20 protein-coding genes are annotated in these 19,961 nt (G+C 29.7%); 8 read left to right on the top strand and 12 right to left on the bottom strand.

The genetic code is table 11. The annotated features are described in order from the left end of the window. Window positions 1-17: 17 nt before the first annotated feature. Window positions 18-737: a pyridoxine 5'-phosphate synthase gene (locus JEY78_RS01165; protein WP_291846109.1), complete on the bottom strand. Its 720-nt coding sequence runs from the start codon at window positions 735-737 to the stop codon at window positions 18-20. A gap of 97 nt (window positions 738-834) precedes the next feature. Here JEY78_RS01165 and JEY78_RS01160 point away from each other — a divergent pair, with 97 nt between their 5' ends. The 8 genes from JEY78_RS01160 to murI all read left to right on the top strand — a co-directional run bounded on the left by JEY78_RS01160 (window position 835) and on the right by murI (window position 8,736). After that, entirely contained in the window at window positions 835-1,494 is a 660-nt protein-coding gene (locus JEY78_RS01160; RefSeq protein ID WP_291846107.1) for a CBS domain-containing protein, read from the top strand. 2 nt (window positions 1,495-1,496) lie between these two features. Next, window positions 1,497-2,378: an NAD kinase gene (locus JEY78_RS01155; protein WP_291846105.1), complete on the top strand. Its 882-nt coding sequence runs from the start codon at window positions 1,497-1,499 to the stop codon at window positions 2,376-2,378. A gap of 123 nt (window positions 2,379-2,501) precedes the next feature. Then, window positions 2,502-3,182 carry a DUF6089 family protein gene (locus tag JEY78_RS01150; protein ID WP_291846102.1) on the top strand — a complete coding sequence of 227 codons (681 nt, stop codon included), beginning with the start codon at window positions 2,502-2,504 and terminating at the stop codon, window positions 3,180-3,182. Then, a complete protein-coding gene (locus tag JEY78_RS01145; protein WP_291846100.1) occupies window positions 3,182-3,937 on the top strand; it encodes an isoprenyl transferase in 756 nt (251 codons plus the stop codon). Before JEY78_RS01150 ends, JEY78_RS01145 begins: the two co-directional genes overlap by 1 nt. After that, window positions 3,930-6,491, top strand: coding sequence for an outer membrane protein assembly factor BamA (gene bamA, locus JEY78_RS01140; protein ID WP_291846098.1), 2,562 nt, complete (start codon window positions 3,930-3,932; stop codon window positions 6,489-6,491). The genes JEY78_RS01145 and bamA overlap by 8 nt, the downstream gene beginning before the upstream one ends. Before the next feature lie 66 nt (window positions 6,492-6,557). After that, entirely contained in the window at window positions 6,558-7,343 is a 786-nt protein-coding gene (locus JEY78_RS01135) for an OmpH family outer membrane protein (protein ID WP_291846097.1), read from the top strand. Window positions 7,344-7,363: 20 nt separating this feature from the next. Then, window positions 7,364-7,864, top strand: a complete 501-nt coding sequence (locus JEY78_RS01130) for an OmpH family outer membrane protein (RefSeq protein WP_291846096.1) — start codon at window positions 7,364-7,366, stop codon at window positions 7,862-7,864. Between the two features lie 80 nt (window positions 7,865-7,944). Beyond that, window positions 7,945-8,736, top strand: coding sequence for a glutamate racemase (murI, locus tag JEY78_RS01125; RefSeq protein ID WP_291846095.1), 792 nt, complete (start codon window positions 7,945-7,947; stop codon window positions 8,734-8,736). 32 nt (window positions 8,737-8,768) lie between these two features. Here murI and JEY78_RS01120 read toward each other — a convergent pair whose 3' ends face one another. The 11 genes from JEY78_RS01120 to JEY78_RS01070 form a co-directional block, all read right to left on the bottom strand. After that, complete coding sequence (locus tag JEY78_RS01120; protein WP_291846094.1) at window positions 8,769-9,617, bottom strand: type II CAAX endopeptidase family protein; 849 nt, start codon at window positions 9,615-9,617, stop codon at window positions 8,769-8,771. 137 nt (window positions 9,618-9,754) lie between these two features. Continuing rightward, on the bottom strand, window positions 9,755-10,564 hold the full coding sequence (locus JEY78_RS01115) for an amidohydrolase family protein (protein ID WP_291846093.1): 810 nt from the start codon (window positions 10,562-10,564) through the stop codon (window positions 9,755-9,757). Between the two features lie 268 nt (window positions 10,565-10,832). Further along, window positions 10,833-11,183: a DUF2200 domain-containing protein gene (locus JEY78_RS01110; protein ID WP_291846091.1), complete on the bottom strand. Its 351-nt coding sequence runs from the start codon at window positions 11,181-11,183 to the stop codon at window positions 10,833-10,835. Window positions 11,184-11,282: 99 nt separating this feature from the next. Then, window positions 11,283-11,474, bottom strand: a complete 192-nt coding sequence (locus JEY78_RS01105) for a hypothetical protein (protein WP_291846089.1) — start codon at window positions 11,472-11,474, stop codon at window positions 11,283-11,285. Window positions 11,475-11,902: 428 nt separating this feature from the next. Continuing rightward, window positions 11,903-12,772, bottom strand: a complete 870-nt coding sequence (locus tag JEY78_RS01100) for a cation diffusion facilitator family transporter (RefSeq protein WP_291846087.1) — start codon at window positions 12,770-12,772, stop codon at window positions 11,903-11,905. Window positions 12,773-12,981: 209 nt separating this feature from the next. Continuing rightward, window positions 12,982-13,188: a hypothetical protein gene (locus JEY78_RS01095; protein ID WP_291846085.1), complete on the bottom strand. Its 207-nt coding sequence runs from the start codon at window positions 13,186-13,188 to the stop codon at window positions 12,982-12,984. Between the two features lie 414 nt (window positions 13,189-13,602). Continuing rightward, window positions 13,603-14,037, bottom strand: a complete 435-nt coding sequence (locus tag JEY78_RS01090) for a HAMP domain-containing sensor histidine kinase (RefSeq protein WP_291846083.1) — start codon at window positions 14,035-14,037, stop codon at window positions 13,603-13,605. A 27-nt stretch (window positions 14,038-14,064) separates the two neighbouring features. Continuing rightward, window positions 14,065-14,442, bottom strand: a complete 378-nt coding sequence (locus tag JEY78_RS01085) for a histidine kinase dimerization/phospho-acceptor domain-containing protein (protein ID WP_291846081.1) — start codon at window positions 14,440-14,442, stop codon at window positions 14,065-14,067. A gap of 782 nt (window positions 14,443-15,224) precedes the next feature. After that, window positions 15,225-15,929 (bottom strand): VIT family protein, encoded by a 705-nt coding sequence (locus JEY78_RS01080; protein ID WP_291846079.1) that lies wholly within the window; start codon window positions 15,927-15,929, stop codon window positions 15,225-15,227. A 173-nt stretch (window positions 15,930-16,102) separates the two neighbouring features. Continuing rightward, window positions 16,103-18,616, bottom strand: a complete 2,514-nt coding sequence (locus tag JEY78_RS01075; protein WP_291846077.1) for a cation-translocating P-type ATPase — start codon at window positions 18,614-18,616, stop codon at window positions 16,103-16,105. Window positions 18,617-18,903: 287 nt separating this feature from the next. Next, complete coding sequence (locus tag JEY78_RS01070; protein WP_291846075.1) at window positions 18,904-19,887, bottom strand: aldo/keto reductase; 984 nt, start codon at window positions 19,885-19,887, stop codon at window positions 18,904-18,906. Window positions 19,888-19,961: the final 74 nt, after the last annotated feature.

Here is a 19,961-nt window from a genome sequence, read left to right as displayed (position 1 = left end):
GGGAGGAATGACAATTTTTATTTAGACTTTAATCTATATTTATACATATTTACCACATTTTCCAACCCTAAATACAACGATTCTGCAATTAATGCGTGCCCAATAGAAACTTCTAATAAATTAGGAACATTTTCTGCAAAAAACTGAATATTATCTAAGCTTAAATCGTGTCCGGCGTTAATTCCCAACCCTAATTCTGTTGCTAAAATGGCACTTTTTGTGAATGGCTCAATAGCTTTTTTGTTTCCTAAAGCAAATTGTGTAGCGTATTCTTCTGTGTATAATTCAATTCTATCGGCTCCTGTGGTTGCTGCAGCTTCAATAAGTTTGCTGTTTGTATCAATAAAAATAGAAGTTCTAATACCTTTTAACTTGAATTCTGCAATCATCTCTTTTAAAAATGACTGATGTGTAATAGTATCCCAACCTGCGTTTGAAGTTACTGCATTAATAGCATCTGGAACTAAAGTAACTTGAGTTGGACGAATGGCTAACACCATTTCCATAAATTTTGGAATTGGGTTTCCTTCAATATTAAATTCAGTAGTTACCGTTTTTTTTAAATCATACGCATCCTGATATCTAATATGACGTTCATCTGGTCTTGGGTGAATTGTAATTCCTTCCGCACCAAAACTTTCAATATCACTCGCCACTTTTACCACATTTGGAAAATCTCCACCACGTGAATTTCTTAAAGTTGCAATTTTGTTCACATTTACGCTTAACTTTGTCATTTTTAACACCTTTTATGAAATGAGTTGGCAAATTTACGAACTAAGAATATGTTTTTGGTTTTATTTTTGATTAATTTGTACTTTAATAGATAACTAAATGGATACAACCCCATATATTTTAAATGAATTTAAAGCCTTAACACTTGAAAACACTGTTAAAGAGGCAAAGCAATTGTTTGAAGAATCTTCTTTTACACATTTTCCTATTGTAAAAAATGAACAACTTATTGGTTTAATTTCCGAAGAATCTATTAAAGAAATTGAAGAAAATGAAAAGGAAATTGGATATTTTCAATATTTATTTAGTTTATTTTATATTGAAAAAGAAAATGACTTATTAAATCTTTTAGGGGTTTTTGCTTCTAACAATACTAATTTAGTGCCTATTATTATTGAACACAATAAGTATATAGGCTATTTTGAAATTAATGATATTTTACAACTTTACAATGAAACTCCATTTTTAAAAAGTGAAGGAGTTGTTATATCGCTTGAAAAAGAAAGCAGAGATTATTCTTTTAGTCAAATTTGTCAAATTATAGAATCTAATAACGCGAAAATAATAGGCTTATTTATTTCTGAAATTAATGCAACTACCACAAAAATAACGGTGAAAATTAATTCGAATGAAATTAATGAAATTTTACAATCGTTCAGACGCTATAATTACGTTGTTCTTTCTTCACATAAAGAAGATTTTTATATAGAAGATTTAAAAGAAAGATCTATTTATTTACAAAAATATTTAAACATATAGCTATGAAAGTAGCCATTTACGGGCAATATTACAAGCCAGAAGACAAAGAGTACCTGACAGAACTTTTTCATTTATTAGAAAAAAACGCAATTGAATATATTATTGAAAATCACTACTATAAAGGTTTAAAAAAAGAAGTAGAATTAAAAAATGCAGTAACATTCTCTTCTTATAAAGATTTAGACAACAGCTTTAGCTTTATGATTACCATTGGTGGCGATGGGACTATTTTAAGAGCCGTTACTTTTATAAGAAATTCAAATATTCCAATTGTTGGAATAAACACAGGTAGATTAGGTTTTTTGGCAACCGTTCAAAAAGATGAAATAGAAAACGCCATTCATCAACTATTAACTGAAAATTATAAAATAAAAGAGCGCACTTTATTAAGCGTTACCACTTCGCCTGTAATAAAAAGTTTAAAATCGTTAAATTTTGCTTTAAATGAAGTTTCAGTAAGTAGAAAAAATACGGCTTCTATGATTACCATTGAAACATCTATAGATAATGAATATTTAAACTCCTATTGGTCAGACGGATTAATTATTTGTACACCAACGGGTTCAACAGGATATTCCTTAAGTTGTGGCGGACCAATTATAACTCCACAAGCAAAAAGCTTTGCAATTACACCTATTGCTCCACATAATTTAAATGCACGACCAATGGTTATTCCAGATGAAACCACTATAACTTTAAAAATTAGTGGACGTGAAGATGAATTTTTCTTATCCTTAGATTCTAGAATAGTTTCCGTAAATAATGCTACCGAAGTTTGTATTAAAAAAGCAGATTTCAGTTTAAAAATGATCCAAATCAACAATCAAACCTTTATAAAAACCTTACGCGAAAAATTATTATGGGGGCAAGATACTCGTAATTAAAGTAATTAATATTTGTACCAAGTTATACTGCAATAAATTACCGTTTATTCTGTTAATCAAAAAAGGCATTGTATAACTTCAATAAGCAAATAGATTTATTTATATTTGCACGCTAAAATATTTATGAAAAAACTAATTATCTTTTTTATATTCAGTTGTATAAGTATTACAACAAAAGCACAACTTTACGAAGCGGGAATATTTGTGGGTGGTAGCAATTACATTGGAGATATTGGTTCTGAATATTATATGAAACCAAACAGTTTAATGGGAGGTGTTATTTATAAATGGAATATGAATCCACGTGTTGCTATTAGAGGTACTTTTACATATGCCCAAATAAATGCAGACGATAAAGACGCCACTAACAGAGAACGCTATTATAGAGGTATTGGTTTTTCAAACACCATAAAAGAATTAGCAATTGGTTTAGAATTTAATTATTTTGAATATAATTTAAGTGATTTTAGAAAAACCCATACGCCATATATACTTTTAGAATTAGCTGCATTTAATTACAGTATTGTTACTAAAGAAACTGGAGTAGAACAATATGAATATGGCTCAAATACTTCATTTGCAATTCCTTTTGGTTTAGGTTACAAAACTAAATTAGGCGCTGGCTTTGCAATTGCTGCAGAAGTAAGAGCTAGATATACATTTGTTGACGATATAGATTATAATAATAACAACATAAATTCATTAAAATTTGGAAACCCTAATAGTAATGATTGGTATGTTTTAAGTGGTATTTCTTTAGTATACACTTTTGGAAGACCTCCTTGTTATGTGACACCTTATTAATGGAAAATTTAAAATTAAAAATACAACAAAATAACCTGCCAAAACATATAGCCATCATTATGGATGGCAACGGAAGATGGGCTAAATTAAAAGGACAACCACGTGTGTTTGGCCATAAAAACGGGGTTGATTCTGTGAGAGAGGTTATTGAAGGATGCGCAGAAATTGGAGTAAAATTTTTAACCTTGTACGCCTTCTCTACAGAGAATTGGAATCGTCCAAAATTAGAAGTTAGAACTTTAATGTCGTTATTAGTTTCTTCGTTAAAAAAAGAACTAAAAACACTTCAAAAAAACAACATTAAACTAAATACTATAGGTAATTTAAACGACCTTCCTAAAAGTGCCCAAAAAGAACTACTGGAAGTAATTGAAAAAACTAAAAATAACACTACACTCACCTTAACTTTAGCGCTTAGTTATGGCTCACGAGATGAAATTGTTAATGTTATCAAAAATATATCAAAAAAAGTTGTTAATAATGAGTTGAGCATTGAAGAAATTAATGAAAATATTATTAATAATCATTTATATACGTTTTCTTTGCCTGATGTTGATTTTATGATCCGTACCAGCGGTGAAAAAAGAATCAGCAATTTTTTATTATGGCAAATAGCATACGCCGAAATGTATTTTACAAATACCCTTTGGCCAGACTTTAGAAAGGAAAATCTTTTTAATGCTATACTAGAATTTCAAAATAGAGAAAGACGATTTGGTAAAACAAGTGAACAAATTGAAAAAATCAATGAATAAAATTAAAATAGCCCTTTTACTTATTACAATTATTGCATCTGTAAATGTTGGATTAGCCCAAGAAATTGAAAAAATAGCTGTAAAAGAAGTTGAAATTAAAAACGACACAATTGCTAAAGATTCCATTATACCTTTAAAAATTAGCGCCGCATTTGTAAAGGATAATTCTTACGAACTTGGTGGAATTACAGTTACAGGTTTAAAAAAGTTTGAAGAAGAAACCGTAAAAGTTTATACCGGTTTACTTGTTGGTCAGGAAATAAGATTACCTGGTGATAAACTTACCAGCGCCATTAAAAAATTATACGAAACAAAACAATTTAGTAATGTTGATGTATATATTTCTACCATAGATGGGAACACTGCCTATTTAGAATTTGCGGTTGAAGAATTACCTCAACTTAACAAAATTAAAATTACGGGTGTAAAAGAAAGTAAAGCAAAAGATTTACAAAAAGACGCTGAACTTAAAACTGGCGCCATGGTAACAGACAACCTAATTGTTACTACTACCAATTATTTTAAAAAGAAATACCAAGAAAAAGGATTTCTAAAAACAAAAGTTACTTTAGACACCAAACCTGATACTTCTTCTGTAAACACGGTAAATATGTTAGTTCATATTGATAAAGGTGAAAAAGTAAAAATTAAAAATATTACTTTTAATGGTAACGAGGCATTTTCTGATAAAAAATTAAGAAAAGCACTTAAAAAAACCAAAAAAGCATTTATTGGTAGATTCTGGAAAGGTTCAAAATATATTGAAGCAGACTTTAAAGCAGATTTAGAAAAACTAATTGATGTTTACAGTGAAAAAGGACATAGAGATGCGCGCGTAATTGACCATACTCTTTCTTGGAATGATGACAATACTTTAAACCTAAATATTGATGTTGAAGAAGGTAAAAAATATATTTTTGGAGATATTAAATTCTTAGGAAACAGTAAATATACCGATGAACAATTACAACGAATTTTAAGAATTGAAAAAGGTGACACCTACAATGGTAAAATATTAAAAGAACGCGTTACTGGAGATGGATCGCCAGATTCTGAAGATATTGCAACAGTATACCAAAATAATGGGTATTTATTTTCTAGAGTAATGCCCGTTGAAACAAGAGTAAATAACGATTCTATTGATGTTGAAATTCGTATTTATGAAGACCAACAAACAAAAATTAAGAAAGTTACTGTAAATGGTAATGACAGAACTAATGACCACGTAGTTTACCGTGAAATTAGAACAAAACCTGGTTATTTATATAGTAAAGCAGATATTATTAGAACCATTAGAGAAATTGGGCAATTAGGCTTTTTTGATGCTGAAGCAATTACTCCAGATATAAAACCAAATTATTCAGATAAAACTGTTGATATAGATTATACCGTTGCTGAAAAAGGTTCAAGTCAAATTGAATTACAAGGAGGTTATGGTGGTGGATCCTTTATTGGAACACTTGGGTTGTCATTCAACAACTTCTCTACAAGAAATATTTTCAACAAAAAAGCATATAGACCATTACCAATGGGTGACGGACAAACTTTATCTTTACGTTTACAAAAAAGTAGATATTACACTACTTCAAGTTTTTCTTTTGTAGAACCTTGGCTAGGTGGCAAAAAACCAAAATCATTATCATTCTCCATCTATAACTCTAAACAGTTTAGATATGATTATTATACCAATAAAGTTGATAAAGATCAACGCTTAAATATTATTGGAGCTACCGTTGGTTTAGGACAACGTTTACAATGGCCAGATAACTATTTTACATTATCACAAAGTGTTAGTTACCAACTGTATGACTTAAAAGAATACGGCATGCGAATTGGAAACCTAACTTTAAGTAACGGAAATTTAAATAATTTAGCGTATAACATTTCAATAGGAAGAAGTTCTGCAGGTCCAAACCCAATTTTTCCAAAATCAGGTTCAGACTTTACCATTGGTGCAAAATTAACAATTCCATATTCTTTATTAAATGAAAAAGATTATACTAATATGGAGTTAGCTGAAAAATTTAAATGGTTAGAATACTACAAAGCCTTCTTTAAAGGAAAATGGTATACTGCATTAACAAAAGATTTAGTAATTATGTCTAATGCTGAATTTGGATTTTTAGGTAACTATAATAAAAAATTAGGCGACTCTCCTTTTGAACGCTACTTTGTTGGTGGAGATGGAATGGCATCATACCAATTAGATGGTAGAGAAACCATTGCTTTAAGAGGTTATGAAAATGGACAGCTTTCTTCCATTGATGGCGGTACTATTTATAATAAATTCCAATTAGAATTAAGATATCCAATTACCTTAAAACCTTCAGCATCTATTTATGCATTAGGATTTTTAGAGGCAGGTAACTCTTATGATGGGTTTAAAAACTTTAATCCTTTCCAATTAAAAAGATCAGCAGGTGTTGGTTTAAGAATCTTTATGCCAGCCTTTGGTTTATTAGGTATTGATTTTGCACACGGATTTGATCCATTACCAGGTGGAACAGAAAAATCTGGATGGCAAACACACTTTATAATAGGACAACAATTTTAATGTAAAACAGTTATATTTGTATATGATTCATAAATTGGCACGATTTTTTCTAAATACATTATAGTTATGACAAGAAATGTTCTTTTAATTGCTTTTCTAATTTTAAGCTTAAATTCAATTGCTCAAAAAGCACAACGAATAGGATATATAGATATGGAATATATTTTACAAAATATACCAGACTATACTGAAGCTCAAAGTAAAATAAATGCAAAAGCCATCACTTGGCAAAGTAACATTCAGTCACAACAAAAAGAAATAGAAGATTTAAAAGCTGAATTAAATAACGAAAAAGCATTATTAACAAAAGAACTAATTGTTGAAAAAGAAGAAGACATTCAAATAAAAGAAACTGAATTAAAAATTTTACAAGAAACCTATTTTGGTAGCAACGGCGATTTATTCTTTTTAAGACAACAGTTAGTACAACCAATTCAGGATTTAGTATATAATGCAGTTCAAGATATTGCATCAAAGCGTAATTATGATTTTATCTTTGACAAATCAAGCGATTTAATCATGTTATTTTCAAATCAACAATATGATGTTAGTGAACTTGTTATAAGTAGTATTAATAGAACTGAAAAATTAAATGAAGTAAAAGCAAAAAGAGAAGCTTTAACCAATAAAGAAGCAGTTACAACTATAAATGATGACGGCACCACTGATAATGTAATTTCTGAAAGAGAACAAAAAAGAGCTGAATTACAACTAAAACTAGAAGAAAAAAAAGCCGAACAACTTAAAAAAAGAGAAGAATTAAAAAAAGCAATTGAAGATAAAAGACTACAAAGAATAAAAGAAATAGAAGAGGCAAAAAAAGCCAAAAAAGCAAAAAAAGAGAATAATTAATTTAAACATCAAGCAAAAAAATGAAAAATTTTAAAACTTTATTACTAATTGCAATAGTAACTTTAGGGTTAAACACGGTACAAGCACAAACAAAAGTTGCTCATATTAATACTGACTTACTATTAAGTTTAATGCCAGAAACAAAAGCATTAAATGCTGATTTAGAAAAATTAAGCAAAACATACGAAAGTGAACTAAAAGCTGAAAGTGATAAATTTACAGCAAAATTAAAAAAATACGAAGCTGAAGTAAATTCACAAACTGATGAAGTAAACCAACAAAGAGGTGCTGAAATTGAACAAGATCGTCAAAATCTTTACCAAGCATCACAAGTGGCTAGAGAAGAAATTTCTAAAAACAGAGATGAAAAATTGAAACCAATTTTAGACAAAGCTAAAAAAGCTATTGAAGAAGTTGCTAAAGATCAAGGATTTGTTTATGTATTAGATGCTTCAAGTTTAATTGTAGCTAACGGAACAGATTTATTGCCAGCAGTAAAAACTAAATTAGGAATTAAATAAACCTAAACAATATCTTATTTAATTAAATCCCACTTTCTGTGGGATTTTTTTTACATTTATATTTCAAAAAAACATTAAAATTGAATAATCAACCTATAGGTTTATTTGACTCAGGTATTGGTGGCACTTCTATTTGGAAAGAGGTCATTAAATTGTTACCTAATGAAAATACTATTTATTTAGCTGATAGTAAGAACGCTCCTTACGGCGAAAAAACAGCCGAAGATATAATTGCCTTATCTGTAAAAAATACGGAGTATTTAATAGCTAAAGGCTGTAAAATAATTATTGTTGCCTGCAATACAGCAACAACAAACGCTATAGATTATTTACGCTCAAATTATAACATTCCTTTTATTGGTATTGAACCGGCTATTAAACCTGCAGCACTACTCAGTAAAACTGGCGCTATAGGAATATTGGCAACCAAAGGAACTTTAAGTAGTAAGTTATTTGAAAAAACAGCCAACGAATACACTAAAAATATTACTAAAATAGAGCAAGATGGTGAAGGCTTAGTACCCTTAATTGAAGCTGGCAAATTAAATTCTCCAGAATTAGCTCACTTACTTACAACTTATTTAAAACCTATGTTGAATTTTAATATAGATCACTTGGTTTTAGGATGTACGCATTATCCCTATTTAATTCCTCAAATACAACAAATTTTGGGTGAACAAGTTAAAATAATAGACTCTGGTGAAGCCGTTGCAAAACAAACAAAGGCTGTTTTAGAAAGAAATAATTTATTGGCTGAAATAATGCCTCGTAAAATTAAACACCAACTCTATATAAATAGTTCAAAAACTGTTTTAGAAAATATTATTGCTACTGTTGCAACCAATAAAGATATTTTTGAACAAGAATTTTAAAGCTTAAAAGTAAAAAATCCTTTTTTTAAAAATTATATCATATTGCGTTTCGTGTTTTTCCTTTCGTAATAAAACCCAATTCCAACTATTGAAATTATCATAGTAATAACGGACAATATAGAACCTTCAAACCCAAAAGCGCCACCATTAAGTAAGGTGTTTTTAGTAATACTAAATTCTATTAAGGAATACGAATCTTGTCCACTTACATTAAATCCAAAAAGTGTTTGAAATAAATTCCAGCTCAAATGAAGAGCTATCGGAAACCATAAGTTTTTTGTGTGTATGTATGAAATTCCTAATAATATCCCAGCTAAAAAAATAGTTGTCATACTAAATAAATCAATATTTGGATTAAATCCGTGCATTAATGCAAAAATAATGGAAGAAATAATAAGCGCCAGATACTTATTAAATGAAACCATTAAATTTCTTAAAACATATCCTCTCAGTAGTAATTCTTCTGCAAAGGCAACACAGGTAAATAACACAATAGAAAGTAGTATTTCTTTAAAATCTATTATTGTTTTTGTGTAAGTTATTTCACCTAAATTCAGCAATAATACATATCCTAAAATCATGATAACTGCACCTAGCACTATTCCAGCACCAAAATCAACGCCTCTATTTTTTAGTTGAAATCCGAGATTTATAAATTTTTCTTTATCTAAATATTTAGAAAAAAACCAAATCACAATAAATGTTCCCAATAAAGAGAAAAACGACATTATTACTTGTTGTTCAGACGTTTTTTGAAAATCAACATTAGTGAAGTCCGCTCCAGCAATGAGTGCTCCAATAAATTGAAATAATCCTCCTATAAAAATGTAGGGTAAAATTATGAGTAAAACTCTTTGCCAGCCTCTGTTTTTGTTTTCCATTTTATTTTTTTAATTACTTTATTTGTAATTGCATTCGCACATTTTATAATTGAAACATTTTTATGTTATTGCTTACATTAGTTTCCTATTTTGTTTTAGCCTTTTCACAATTCTTTCTGCAATAGCGCCAAAATCAATTACAGGTTTTCAACATCAATTTTAAATAACTTAGCTGCATTTTTCCATAAAATTAATTCCTTTTTTTCTTCCGCTAATTCTAATTGATTCATAAATTTTAAATACGATCCCATATTAGATATTGGCCAATCTGTACCATATAATAAATAATTAGGATCACCGGCATAGGTTATCATTTCTTCAATTTCATTTTTCATATATCTTTCAAACTTATCTGAAAAATTACCAAGAACTAACCCGGAAATATCTGCATATACATTTTTATTCTTATACACTACTTCCATACAATCCTTTATCCAAGGGTTCCCAACATGGCAAATTACTATTTTCAAATCAGGATAATCAACTGCCAAATCATCAATGTGTAAAGGGTGTGAATATTTAACTTTTCCATTGGGCGCATACGTGTCTCCGGAATGAAACATAACCGGAACATCATATTCAACAGCCATTTCGTACATCAATTTAAATCTGATATCATTTGGGTAAAATGGCTCATAGCCAGGATAAAATTTTAATCCTTTAATAAAACCATTTTCTAGATATTCACTAATTTCCCGCACATCTCTATGATCATAATGCAAATAACTAATACCAGATACTACTCCTAAATTTTTTCGCCCTTTTATGGCTTCTACTACTTGTCTTGTACTTGGCCTATGTTCATTTACTTTATATGAAGATAATACTAATGAATAATCAACATTATTAGCTAACATTGTGTCTGTAAGATTATTAAGACAATCTTCTAGTGAAACAACTCTATCTTCATGGTAATTGTTAATGTGGGTGTGTACGTCTATAATCATATTTAGTTTTTTTTTGTTTGTAGTTAAGGTAAATGAAATCCCTATTTGTGTGAATTCATTCAAATTTAAGCATAAATAGTATCGTTTTAAAGGAAGAAAGCAATATAATTTCAATGTTGGTGATATTTTTAGCCTATAAAACAACAAACTATTTAATAAATCTTTACTTGTTTCATCCCTATATTTTAACTTAACATTACGGTTGAAAATTTTCCAAAACAACAAAGTATTGAAATAACAATGTATAACGTTTTTATATAAACCCCTCTTACTTTCTTAAAATTTTTTCCATTGTTTTCCCTTTTGCCAACTCATCAATCAACTTATCTAAATATCTAATTTTTTGCATTAATTCATTTTCAATTTCCTCTACACGATACCCACAAATTACCCCTGTAATTTTTGAAACATTTGGATGCATTTGAGGCGCCTCTGCAAAAAACGTTTCAAAATTTGCCTTCACATCAATTTGATGTTGTAACAATTTTTGATGATATCCAGTTAACCAACAAATAATGGTATCCACTTCTTCCTTTGTTCGTCCTTTTTTCTCTGCTTTGTTTATATAATGAGGATAAACACTTGCAAATGACATGTTAAATACTCTAGAGTTTTCCATTTATTTTAACTAATATTACTTATCTCTTTTTTTATATTTTCCCTCTAAAAACCACTTTTTAATTAATTCCAATTTCAGTTATTTTTTTTATTTAGATTTTTAAAGGTTAGAAATACAATCACATATATCATCAATTCCTTGAATTACATTTGGGCAATTAACTTTTAACCCATTATGAGCTTCATGAAATTGAGAAATATTTTTTCTAAGCTCCAAATCTCCCTGAACTGAAGAATACTCTTTATGATTTACAGCATTTTTTAAAGCCTCTAAAACCACTTTTGGAGGCATAAAAGGTGATTGCCCAAATCCAAATTTTATGATTTTGCAACTCTAATCCTTTAGATTGCATATTTATTAAAAGTGTTTGAGATTCTTCTATTTTTCTATACATAATTCAACATAATAATTTTGCTAATTCATTACAAAAGTTTAGCAATTGAAAGTTACAGATTTAAAAACGCTCTATTCAGTATTTGAACGATTTAGAACTATTCCATTTTACTGGTTATAGCCAGTTTATTGTATGCTATTATAATCCGTTTTTATTTTTGATTTTTTTTTAAGATCCATCTCGGTTTTCCAGGGTTACATAAGATTAGAGTTTAAAATTTTTTGTCTATAAAACCCCTTTCTAAGTTAAATTTACTGTTATTTTATTTTAGAAACAATAATAAAGCATTGCATGTAGTATTTTTAAATGCTTTTACATATATATTTCACTCATTTGGTTCTATATGAATCAAAACGTGTCCTATGGTTGGAATTTCAGTTCTTAAATAATCCTTCAATGTATGTGCAATATCATGTCCTTCTTTCACTGTAATTTTTCCATCAACTATTACGTGTAAATCCACATGATATTTCATTCCTGCTTTTCGGATAAAACATTTTTCAGTTCCTATCACTCCTGCAACTTCAATAGATGCATTTCTAATATCAACTAATAAATCATCGTAAAGGTGTTCATCCATAATTTCTCCTAAAGCCGGTCTAAAAATTAAATAGCTATTGTATAAAATAAAGAATGATGCACATAATGCCGCCCAATCATCAGCAGTTTCAAAACCTTCTCCAAAAATAAGTGCAATTGAAATTCCAAGAAAAGCCATAATTGAAGTAATGGCATCACTCCTATGATGCCAAGCATCTGCTTTTAGCGAAGAACTATTTGTTTCTTTACTTTTTTTAATTACAATTTGAAACGAAATTTCTTTCCATATAATAATACAGGCCAAAACAATTAAAGTCCAAGATTTGGGTGTTTCATGAGGTGTTTGAATATTCTGTATACTTTCATGAGCTATTACTGCAGCTGAAGTTACAAGAAACGCAACCACCAAAAATGTAATTAACGGTTCAATTTTTCCGTGTCCGTAGGGATGATTTTCATCGGCAGGTCTTTTTGCGTACCTAAGTCCGAATAATACTAATAGTGAAGAAAAAATATCAGTTGTAGATTCAATTGCATCGGCAATTAAGGCATATGAATTACCAAAAACACCCGCGAGTCCTTTTATTATGGCTAAGGTTGTATTACTTAAAATACTAAAATAAGTAACTCGTATGGCCTTCTGTTCGTTATTCATCTTTTTTCAGGACGTTTTCAGTTCAATGCTTTTGAAAATTAAAAGTTACTAATAAATTGTAGTACTTTTTATTATGCAAATTTAGTTTTTTAATACGTTGAAAACATTTCTTTTTAGTACATTCTAAAATTTTTATGTATAATCCACTTTATAAATTTTACTTACTATTCAATTTCTACATTTATGGTTGAAGCACCTTGCAGTTTCATCTATTCTCCTTGACTACATCTTCGTGAAAAGCCTTTTCCTTTGGATAAAATTACTCCGATGTAAACATCTTGTGGTTTTTCAAAATTTGACATAAACTCAACTCCAATAAAAAAATCCTCGTCAAGATAAATAGCCTCTTGTGTTACATCAATTTGAAGCCATCCTGCAACTATCTTTTTTTTCTGAATTATATGTTGAAATACCATTCTTTCTCCAGGTGCATTATTTAAGTTTTCTTTAGTCCTTTATAACCAAACAAAAAACCAACAATTGATCCAAACAACAAGGCTATAAAATAATTCTCATTAAAAAAACACCAACTAATAAACGCAACTAGCTGTCCTACTAAAATTGAGATAAACAATGTAAATAAAAGTGTATTTTTCTTTTGTTTATTTTTAAAATTTATTTTGTGAAATAGGTTCATTTTGTATGGTTTATTACTTTTTTAAAAAGCAATGTATTCCTTCTGATTCCAATTTGCTTTTCAGTATCAGGAGTTCAAATTCTATATGTGATTTTTTTATTGTAATTAAATTCATATCAATAGTTTTTAGACAGCATGTTTTATAGCTGATTTTACGCTCCTTAATTAGTCTAACTGTAAGCAAAAAATCAATTTAAAGGTAATGTAAATTTAAAAACACTGCCCTACCTAATTTACTTTCTACCCAAATTTTTCCTCTTTGTTTTTCTACAAATTCTTTACAAAGTACCAAGCCCAAACCGGAACCTTTTTCCGCGGCTGTGCCAATAATTGTGTTTATAGGATCAATTTTAAATAATTTATTTCGAGTTGCTTCAGTCATTCCAATACCATTATCAGAAACGGAAACTTCAATATAATTTTCATTTTGGATTGCAGACACTTCTATTTTACCTGTTGGATTGGTGAATTTTATAGCATTAGAAATAAGGTTTCGTAATACTATTTTTAACATATTCACATCGCCAAATACTTCAATAGCATCTAAGATGGCATATGTTAAAGTAATATCTTTAGCTTTTGCAATTGAACTAGCTACTTGTAACACTTCTTTAATTATAGCAGCCAAATTTATATTTTCCGGTTTATACTTAATTTAACCCGTTTGGGTTTTTGCCCAATGCAACAAGTTATCTAGTAAAGTAAGAGTGCTTTTTGCTGATGAATTAATTATTCCTAGATACTTTTCAGATTCACCAACTTCAAAATCTTGAGTATTTTTAATTAATAGTTCCGAAAAACCTAAAATACCATTAAACGGACTTCTTAAATCGTGCGCTATAATTGAAAACAGTTTGTCTTTAGTAATGTTTAACGCTTCAAGTTTCAGTTTATCTTGTTGAATTCTTGTGTTTTTTAAAAGAATGGTTTTTTGATCCATTTCCTTTAAAAGCATTATAAAACCAATGCTAGAAGCACTAATCACAAAAATAGAAATTATTAAATACCAATGATCAATGGTAGCACCTTTCATAAAATCATAAGACTCATATAATTGATATATTATGTATGCACGAACCACTTGAAATATTGCATATATAAAAAGGACAACACTTAAAATTAAAGAAAATTTGTAATTTTTCTTATTTGTAAAAAGATAATATGCACCAATTCCATAAAAAAAGGAACTGGCTAGTATCTGAATGATAATTCGAATGGTTCTGTCTTATGAAACTGCCAGAAAAGCCACATAAAATAACACTGTAAAAACAAAGAAAAGCCATAAAATATTTTTTCGAATTTTACCATCAAACGAAATAAGACCAAAGGAAGTTAGTGCAAAACTAGAAATTAAAAATAAATTACTAATTTGTACCGTGTACAAAAAAGGCAAAACAGTTCTGTAACCCACAAAAATAAGTGCTATTGTTTGAAATAAAATACCTATAATAAACACAGATAAGCACCATTTTTTATGATGACAAAAATATTGATAGGTGAATAATGCAACAATAAATACATTATTTATAGCTAAAAAGAATAATATTGTGGGCTAGTCTAAGATCATATAGCTTTTGTTTTTCAATATACAAGCTATTACATATAAAAAGTTAAATTACAGCTTCAGATCCAAAATTTAAAGATGTTTAAATTTACTCTTTTTTGGCCTTATAATCAACCTCATTTACTGAATTAATCAATTTTTACTTAAATTATCCGTTGTATTTTTTTAATTTTTACACTATAAATGATCTTTTTTATTTGTAAGATTTTTGTCCGCAATAGGTGAAAATAAATTTCATTATAAACTAATTGCTATACATTTACACCAAATAAATACCCAACTAAAGCTGTCAATCCCATGGCAATAGTTCCCCAAAAGGTAATTCTAATAATTGCTTTTCCCATACTAGATCCTCCTGTTTTAGCAGCCATTGAACCCAAAATTATAAGAAAGAAAAGTGCAAATCCATACAATGAATACTCCATACTTTTTAGTGGTAAAAAAAGCGCTACTAAAAGTGGCAAAACACCCCCAACTGTAAACGCCGCTCCGGATGCAAAGGCAGCTTGAATAGGTTGCGCTTGGCTAATTTCATTTAGGCCTAGTTCATCTCTCATATGTGCGCCCAACGCATCAAAATCCGTCAATTCTTTCGCAACTGTAAGTGCAGTTTCTTTTTTTAAACCTCTTTTTTCATAGATCTCTGCTAATCGTTGCAGTTCAATTTCAGGCATTTCTATCAACTCTTGTTTTTCCCTTTCAATATCTGCCTTTTCAATATCTGTTTGAGAACTTACAGATACATATTCACCTGCTGCCATAGATAAAGCACCAGCAACCAATCCTGCTAAAGTTGTAAAAACAATTAATTCTCTGCTGTCACTTGCCGCTGCCACTCCAATCGCCAAACTGGCAGTTGAAAGTATTCCATCATTTGCACCAAGAACTGCCGCTCTTAGCCAATTACTCCTATGAATATAATGATTGTCTAAATAATCATCTTTTTGATCTTCCATTTTTATGTATAAATTTTTAGATTCAGTAAACTATGTATTTTGTTATTTTTGCTATTAATGGTATGAAACAAAAACTATTGCGAGTTTGAAAACGTAATTTTGGGTGACTAAATTTACTCTTTTTTATTTTAGAAGCATTCTAATTTAGTAAGTTTTCTATCCCTTTTTAGTGACTATTTTCCATTTAAACTTCCATTTGCCCTATTCATTAATTTTACAATTTCAAACCAAATAACTGAAATAAAACCAACTACTATGCAAGTTAATAATTGTAACAAATTTAATGTTTCAAATTCAAAAAAAGAGGTCAAAGGTTTTATGTAAAGAATAAGTCCTACAATAGCAATAGTTGTAAAAATGATAAATATAACCATATTGTTCTTATACTTTAATGTAGTAACTATGGAATAATAAAATGAACGATTTACGAGCGTTAAAAAAATATTGGCTGCTATTAAAACTGTAAAAGTCATGGTCCTTGTTAATGCTTCATTGTATCCGTTCGTAACGGCATATTGATACATAAATAACGTTCCTACTGTTATTGCTAATCCTTGGATAATACTTGTGGATAGTTCCTTCCAATTAAAAAAAGTAGTGGTTAATGCTTTGGGTTTTTGCAGCATGGTGTTCTGTTCCATGGGTTCATTTTCATAAATTATGGAACAAGTGGGACCCATTATTATTTCTAAGAAAATAATATGAATAGGTGAAAAAATGTTAGGATACAACCAACCCAAAGCCAATGGAATAAATACCGTTAGGATTATTGGAATATGTATAGATATGATATATTGAATTGCTTTTTTAAGATTGGTATAAATCTTTCTACCCATTGCAATTGCATCTACCATTTTAGATAAATCATCTTCCAACAAAATAAGTGATGCTGCTTGTTTAGCTATTTCTGTTCCTTTTTTACCCATGGCAATACCAATGTGAGCGGCTTTTAAGGCAGGGCCATCATTAACACCATCTCCTGTCATTGCCACAATTTGATTATTTGATTTTAATGCATTGATGATTTTTAATTTAGCTTCTGGAAACATTCGGGTAAAAATAGTAGTGTTCATTACACAAGTTTGAAATTCCTGATCGTTTAATTTCATTAACTCATCACCTGAAATACTTTTCTCGTAACCCCTAAATCCTATTTGTTTTGCAATAGCTGTTGTAGTGGCTGCATTATCACCTGTTATAATTTTTACGGAAATACCTGCATCATAAAAATCTTCTAATACTTTTTGGATATTCTCTTTTGGCGGGTCATAAAAAGCAACAATTCCTATAAATTGAAATGATAAATCTTGTTGCTTTTCAGGAAAATTATCTCCTTTAAAATTTGATACACCCACACCTAATACCCTATAACCATCATTTGCTAATAGTTTAATAGCTGCATGAATCTGTTGTTTTTCAGTCTCTGAAAGTTTTGAAATAGTGATTAATGCTTCTGGCGCCCCTTTAGCGGCTATAATTCGGTTGTTTTTATCATCTTCAAAAATATGTGTCATCATTGGGGGTTTCCCACCTAAAGGGTATTCATGAATGAGCTTATATTTGGGACGTTCATCATTTTTAAAAATGTGTTGGTAGCTTTGATGCAATGCTAACTCCATGGGATCAAAAGGAATTGGCTCACTTGCCCACATCGCTAAATTGATTAATTCTTGTTCGTCTTCAGTTAGTGAATCTTTTGGTTGATATATTTTATTAGATGCTAACAAAAATAGCTTTGACAAACTCATTTTGTTTTCTGTGATAGTGCCAGTTTTATCTGTGCATATAACGGTAGCACTACCCAATGTTTCAACTGTTTTCATTTGCTTTACTACAATCCCCATTTTCATTAAACGCCAAGCTCCCAATGCCATAAAAGTGGTGAATGCTACCGGAATTTCTTCGGGTAAAATACTCATAGCTAACGTTAGTGCCTGTAACAAACTGTTCAACAGATTTTTAGAAATACCATAATTTATTACCCAAACAATTACAAAAACCACCGCACCTATAATGGCCATCTTTTTTACAAAATTTGCAATTTGTAGCTCTAATGGTGTTTTTTCTTCACTAATACTTTCTAAACTCGTTCCAATTTTACCTAATTTGGTTTCGTTGCCAATAGCTACTATTGTTGAAATAGCTAAACCACTGGCAACTGTTGTTCCACTATATATAAAATTATCTTCCTTAGTCTTATCTTTAAATACGGCAAATGATTCACCTGTAAGTATGGATTCATTTACTGAAAAATCGTTGGAATGGACAATTCTGCCGTCTGCTGTTATAAATGCGCCTTCTTCCACCATTAGGCTATCGCCAACTACTAAATCTTCGCTTTTTATTTCTTCAATACTACCATTCCTTATAACTTTACAAACGGGTTGTGAAAAGTCTTTCAGTTTTTCCAACGCATTTTTACTTCTAGAATCCTGATATAATGAAATTGATGTAATGAATATGATTGCAACTACAAGAAAAATTCCGTCACCTGTTTTACCACTTATAAAATAGATGGAAGCCGCTACTAACAATAAAATTGTCATTGGTTCCTTGGCAATATTTTTTAACGTATCTATTAAACTATTTTCTTTTTTATAGTTTAATTTATTTTGTCCATATTTTTCTCTCGCAAGAAGTACCTGCTGATTGGTTAGCCCTAATATGTTAAAATTATTTGCAGGCATTGTTAAAATGTTTTACTTTAATAATGTATGCTAATGCAATAGAAAACTGAATAATTATTGCGTAAAGTTGCGTTACTGAAATCATTTGATTTTAGTTTATAATTTAGCAAATATTCATAAATAAAAGTGTAGAATTCCTCAATTAATTCTTAAAATTCGCTTAAGATTATTCTTTATGTATTCTTGAAAATATTTTCTAAATGTTATTGTTATTAACATTTTTAGAGATATGCTATTTAACGGATGAAAACAACTGTTGATAGACTTTGTGTACATACATTTTTTAGTTAATAAACACCTCTAATATGCTTGTGAACTTTATTTTTATAAAATACTTCTAAATCATTCATTAATTTTTCCGGAAGCTGCGGTAAATTACTCACTTTAGCATTACCATAAATATGAGCTGGAGAACTTGCCCCAGGAATAATGGTAGATACCGCTTTATGATCAAGAATCCAGCGAAGCGACATTTCTACCATAGACAAATTTTTTGGACAGTATTCCTTTAATTCATCTGTTAATTGTACGCCTGTTTTAAATGGAAGTCCAGCAAAAGTTTCTCCTACATTAAAAGCTTGTCCATCACAATTAAAATTTCTGTGATCATTTTCTAAAAATTGTGTTTCACTGTTAAATTTACCCGTAAGTAAGCCACTTGCTAATGGTAAACGAACAATAATACCTACACCTTTTTCATAGGCCTTCGGTAATAATTCTTTCGTTAATTTTTGCCTAAAAATATTATAGATCACTTGAAGCGACTGAAGTTCATCTTGTTCAATACATATTAAACCTTGTTCAACAGTTTCTACACTTGCTCCAAAATGAGCAATTTTACCTTCCTTTTTTAAAAGCCGTAACCAGTCAAAAATTTCACCTTTTTTTAATACCTCAGTTGGTATGCAGTGTAACTGCAATAAATCTATACAATCTACATTCAAACGCGCTCTAGAAGCTTCTACACCGGCTCTTAATGCTTGTTCTGTATAATTAGCAGGAAATACACCTGAGCCACGCCCAAATTTTGTAGCCACCTTAATATTTTCGTTAGAATTTTGTAAAAACTCGCCTATTAATTCTTCACTTCTACCATCTCCATACACATCTGCAGTGTCAAAAAAAGTGATGCCATTTGTAACAGCTTCATCAAGAATTTTAAACGCTTTATCCTTATTAATTTCAGCGCCCCAATTGCCTCCTAATTGCCAACAACCTAAACCAACCTCACTTATTTTAAATCCATTTTTTCCAAGAGTTCTTTTTTTCATTTTTGTTTAGTATATTTTTTTATATGTGTTTGCGGAAGAAAAGTTACGATTTTAAAAGAAATTTTAAGTATTAT

Source organism: Lutibacter sp., from assembly GCF_016342705.1.
In the GTDB taxonomy this organism is placed as follows: Bacteria; Bacteroidota; Bacteroidia; order Flavobacteriales; family Flavobacteriaceae; genus Lutibacter.
The sequence above is the reverse complement of the archived record's forward strand: the minus strand, read 5'-3'. Positions and strand labels throughout refer to the sequence as shown.

Coding starts and splice junctions, on each gene's coding strand:
- JEY78_RS01110 (WP_291846091.1), bottom strand. CDS start 11,183: ATGGAAAACTCTAGAGTATTTAACATGTCATTTGCAAGTGTTTATCCT.
- JEY78_RS01075 (WP_291846077.1), bottom strand. CDS start 18,616: ATGCCTGCAAATAATTTTAACATATTAGGGCTAACCAATCAGCAGGTA.
- JEY78_RS01160 (WP_291846107.1), top strand. CDS start 835: ATGGATACAACCCCATATATTTTAAATGAATTTAAAGCCTTAACACTT.
- JEY78_RS01095 (WP_291846085.1), bottom strand. CDS start 13,188: ATGGTATTTCAACATATAATTCAGAAAAAAAAGATAGTTGCAGGATGG.
- JEY78_RS01070 (WP_291846075.1), bottom strand. CDS start 19,887: ATGAAAAAAAGAACTCTTGGAAAAAATGGATTTAAAATAAGTGAGGTT.
- JEY78_RS01080 (WP_291846079.1), bottom strand. CDS start 15,929: ATGGAAGATCAAAAAGATGATTATTTAGACAATCATTATATTCATAGG.
- JEY78_RS01165 (WP_291846109.1), bottom strand. CDS start 737: ATGACAAAGTTAAGCGTAAATGTGAACAAAATTGCAACTTTAAGAAAT.
- bamA (WP_291846098.1), top strand. CDS start 3,930: ATGAATAAAATTAAAATAGCCCTTTTACTTATTACAATTATTGCATCT.
- JEY78_RS01105 (WP_291846089.1), bottom strand. CDS start 11,474: ATGCCTCCAAAAGTGGTTTTAGAGGCTTTAAAAAATGCTGTAAATCAT.
- JEY78_RS01085 (WP_291846081.1), bottom strand. CDS start 14,442: ATGAAAGGTGCTACCATTGATCATTGGTATTTAATAATTTCTATTTTT.
- JEY78_RS01155 (WP_291846105.1), top strand. CDS start 1,497: ATGAAAGTAGCCATTTACGGGCAATATTACAAGCCAGAAGACAAAGAG.
- JEY78_RS01130 (WP_291846096.1), top strand. CDS start 7,364: ATGAAAAATTTTAAAACTTTATTACTAATTGCAATAGTAACTTTAGGG.
- JEY78_RS01115 (WP_291846093.1), bottom strand. CDS start 10,564: ATGATTATAGACGTACACACCCACATTAACAATTACCATGAAGATAGA.
- JEY78_RS01135 (WP_291846097.1), top strand. CDS start 6,558: ATGACAAGAAATGTTCTTTTAATTGCTTTTCTAATTTTAAGCTTAAAT.
- JEY78_RS01145 (WP_291846100.1), top strand. CDS start 3,182: ATGGAAAATTTAAAATTAAAAATACAACAAAATAACCTGCCAAAACAT.
- JEY78_RS01120 (WP_291846094.1), bottom strand. CDS start 9,617: ATGGAAAACAAAAACAGAGGCTGGCAAAGAGTTTTACTCATAATTTTA.
- JEY78_RS01150 (WP_291846102.1), top strand. CDS start 2,502: ATGAAAAAACTAATTATCTTTTTTATATTCAGTTGTATAAGTATTACA.
- JEY78_RS01100 (WP_291846087.1), bottom strand. CDS start 12,772: ATGAATAACGAACAGAAGGCCATACGAGTTACTTATTTTAGTATTTTA.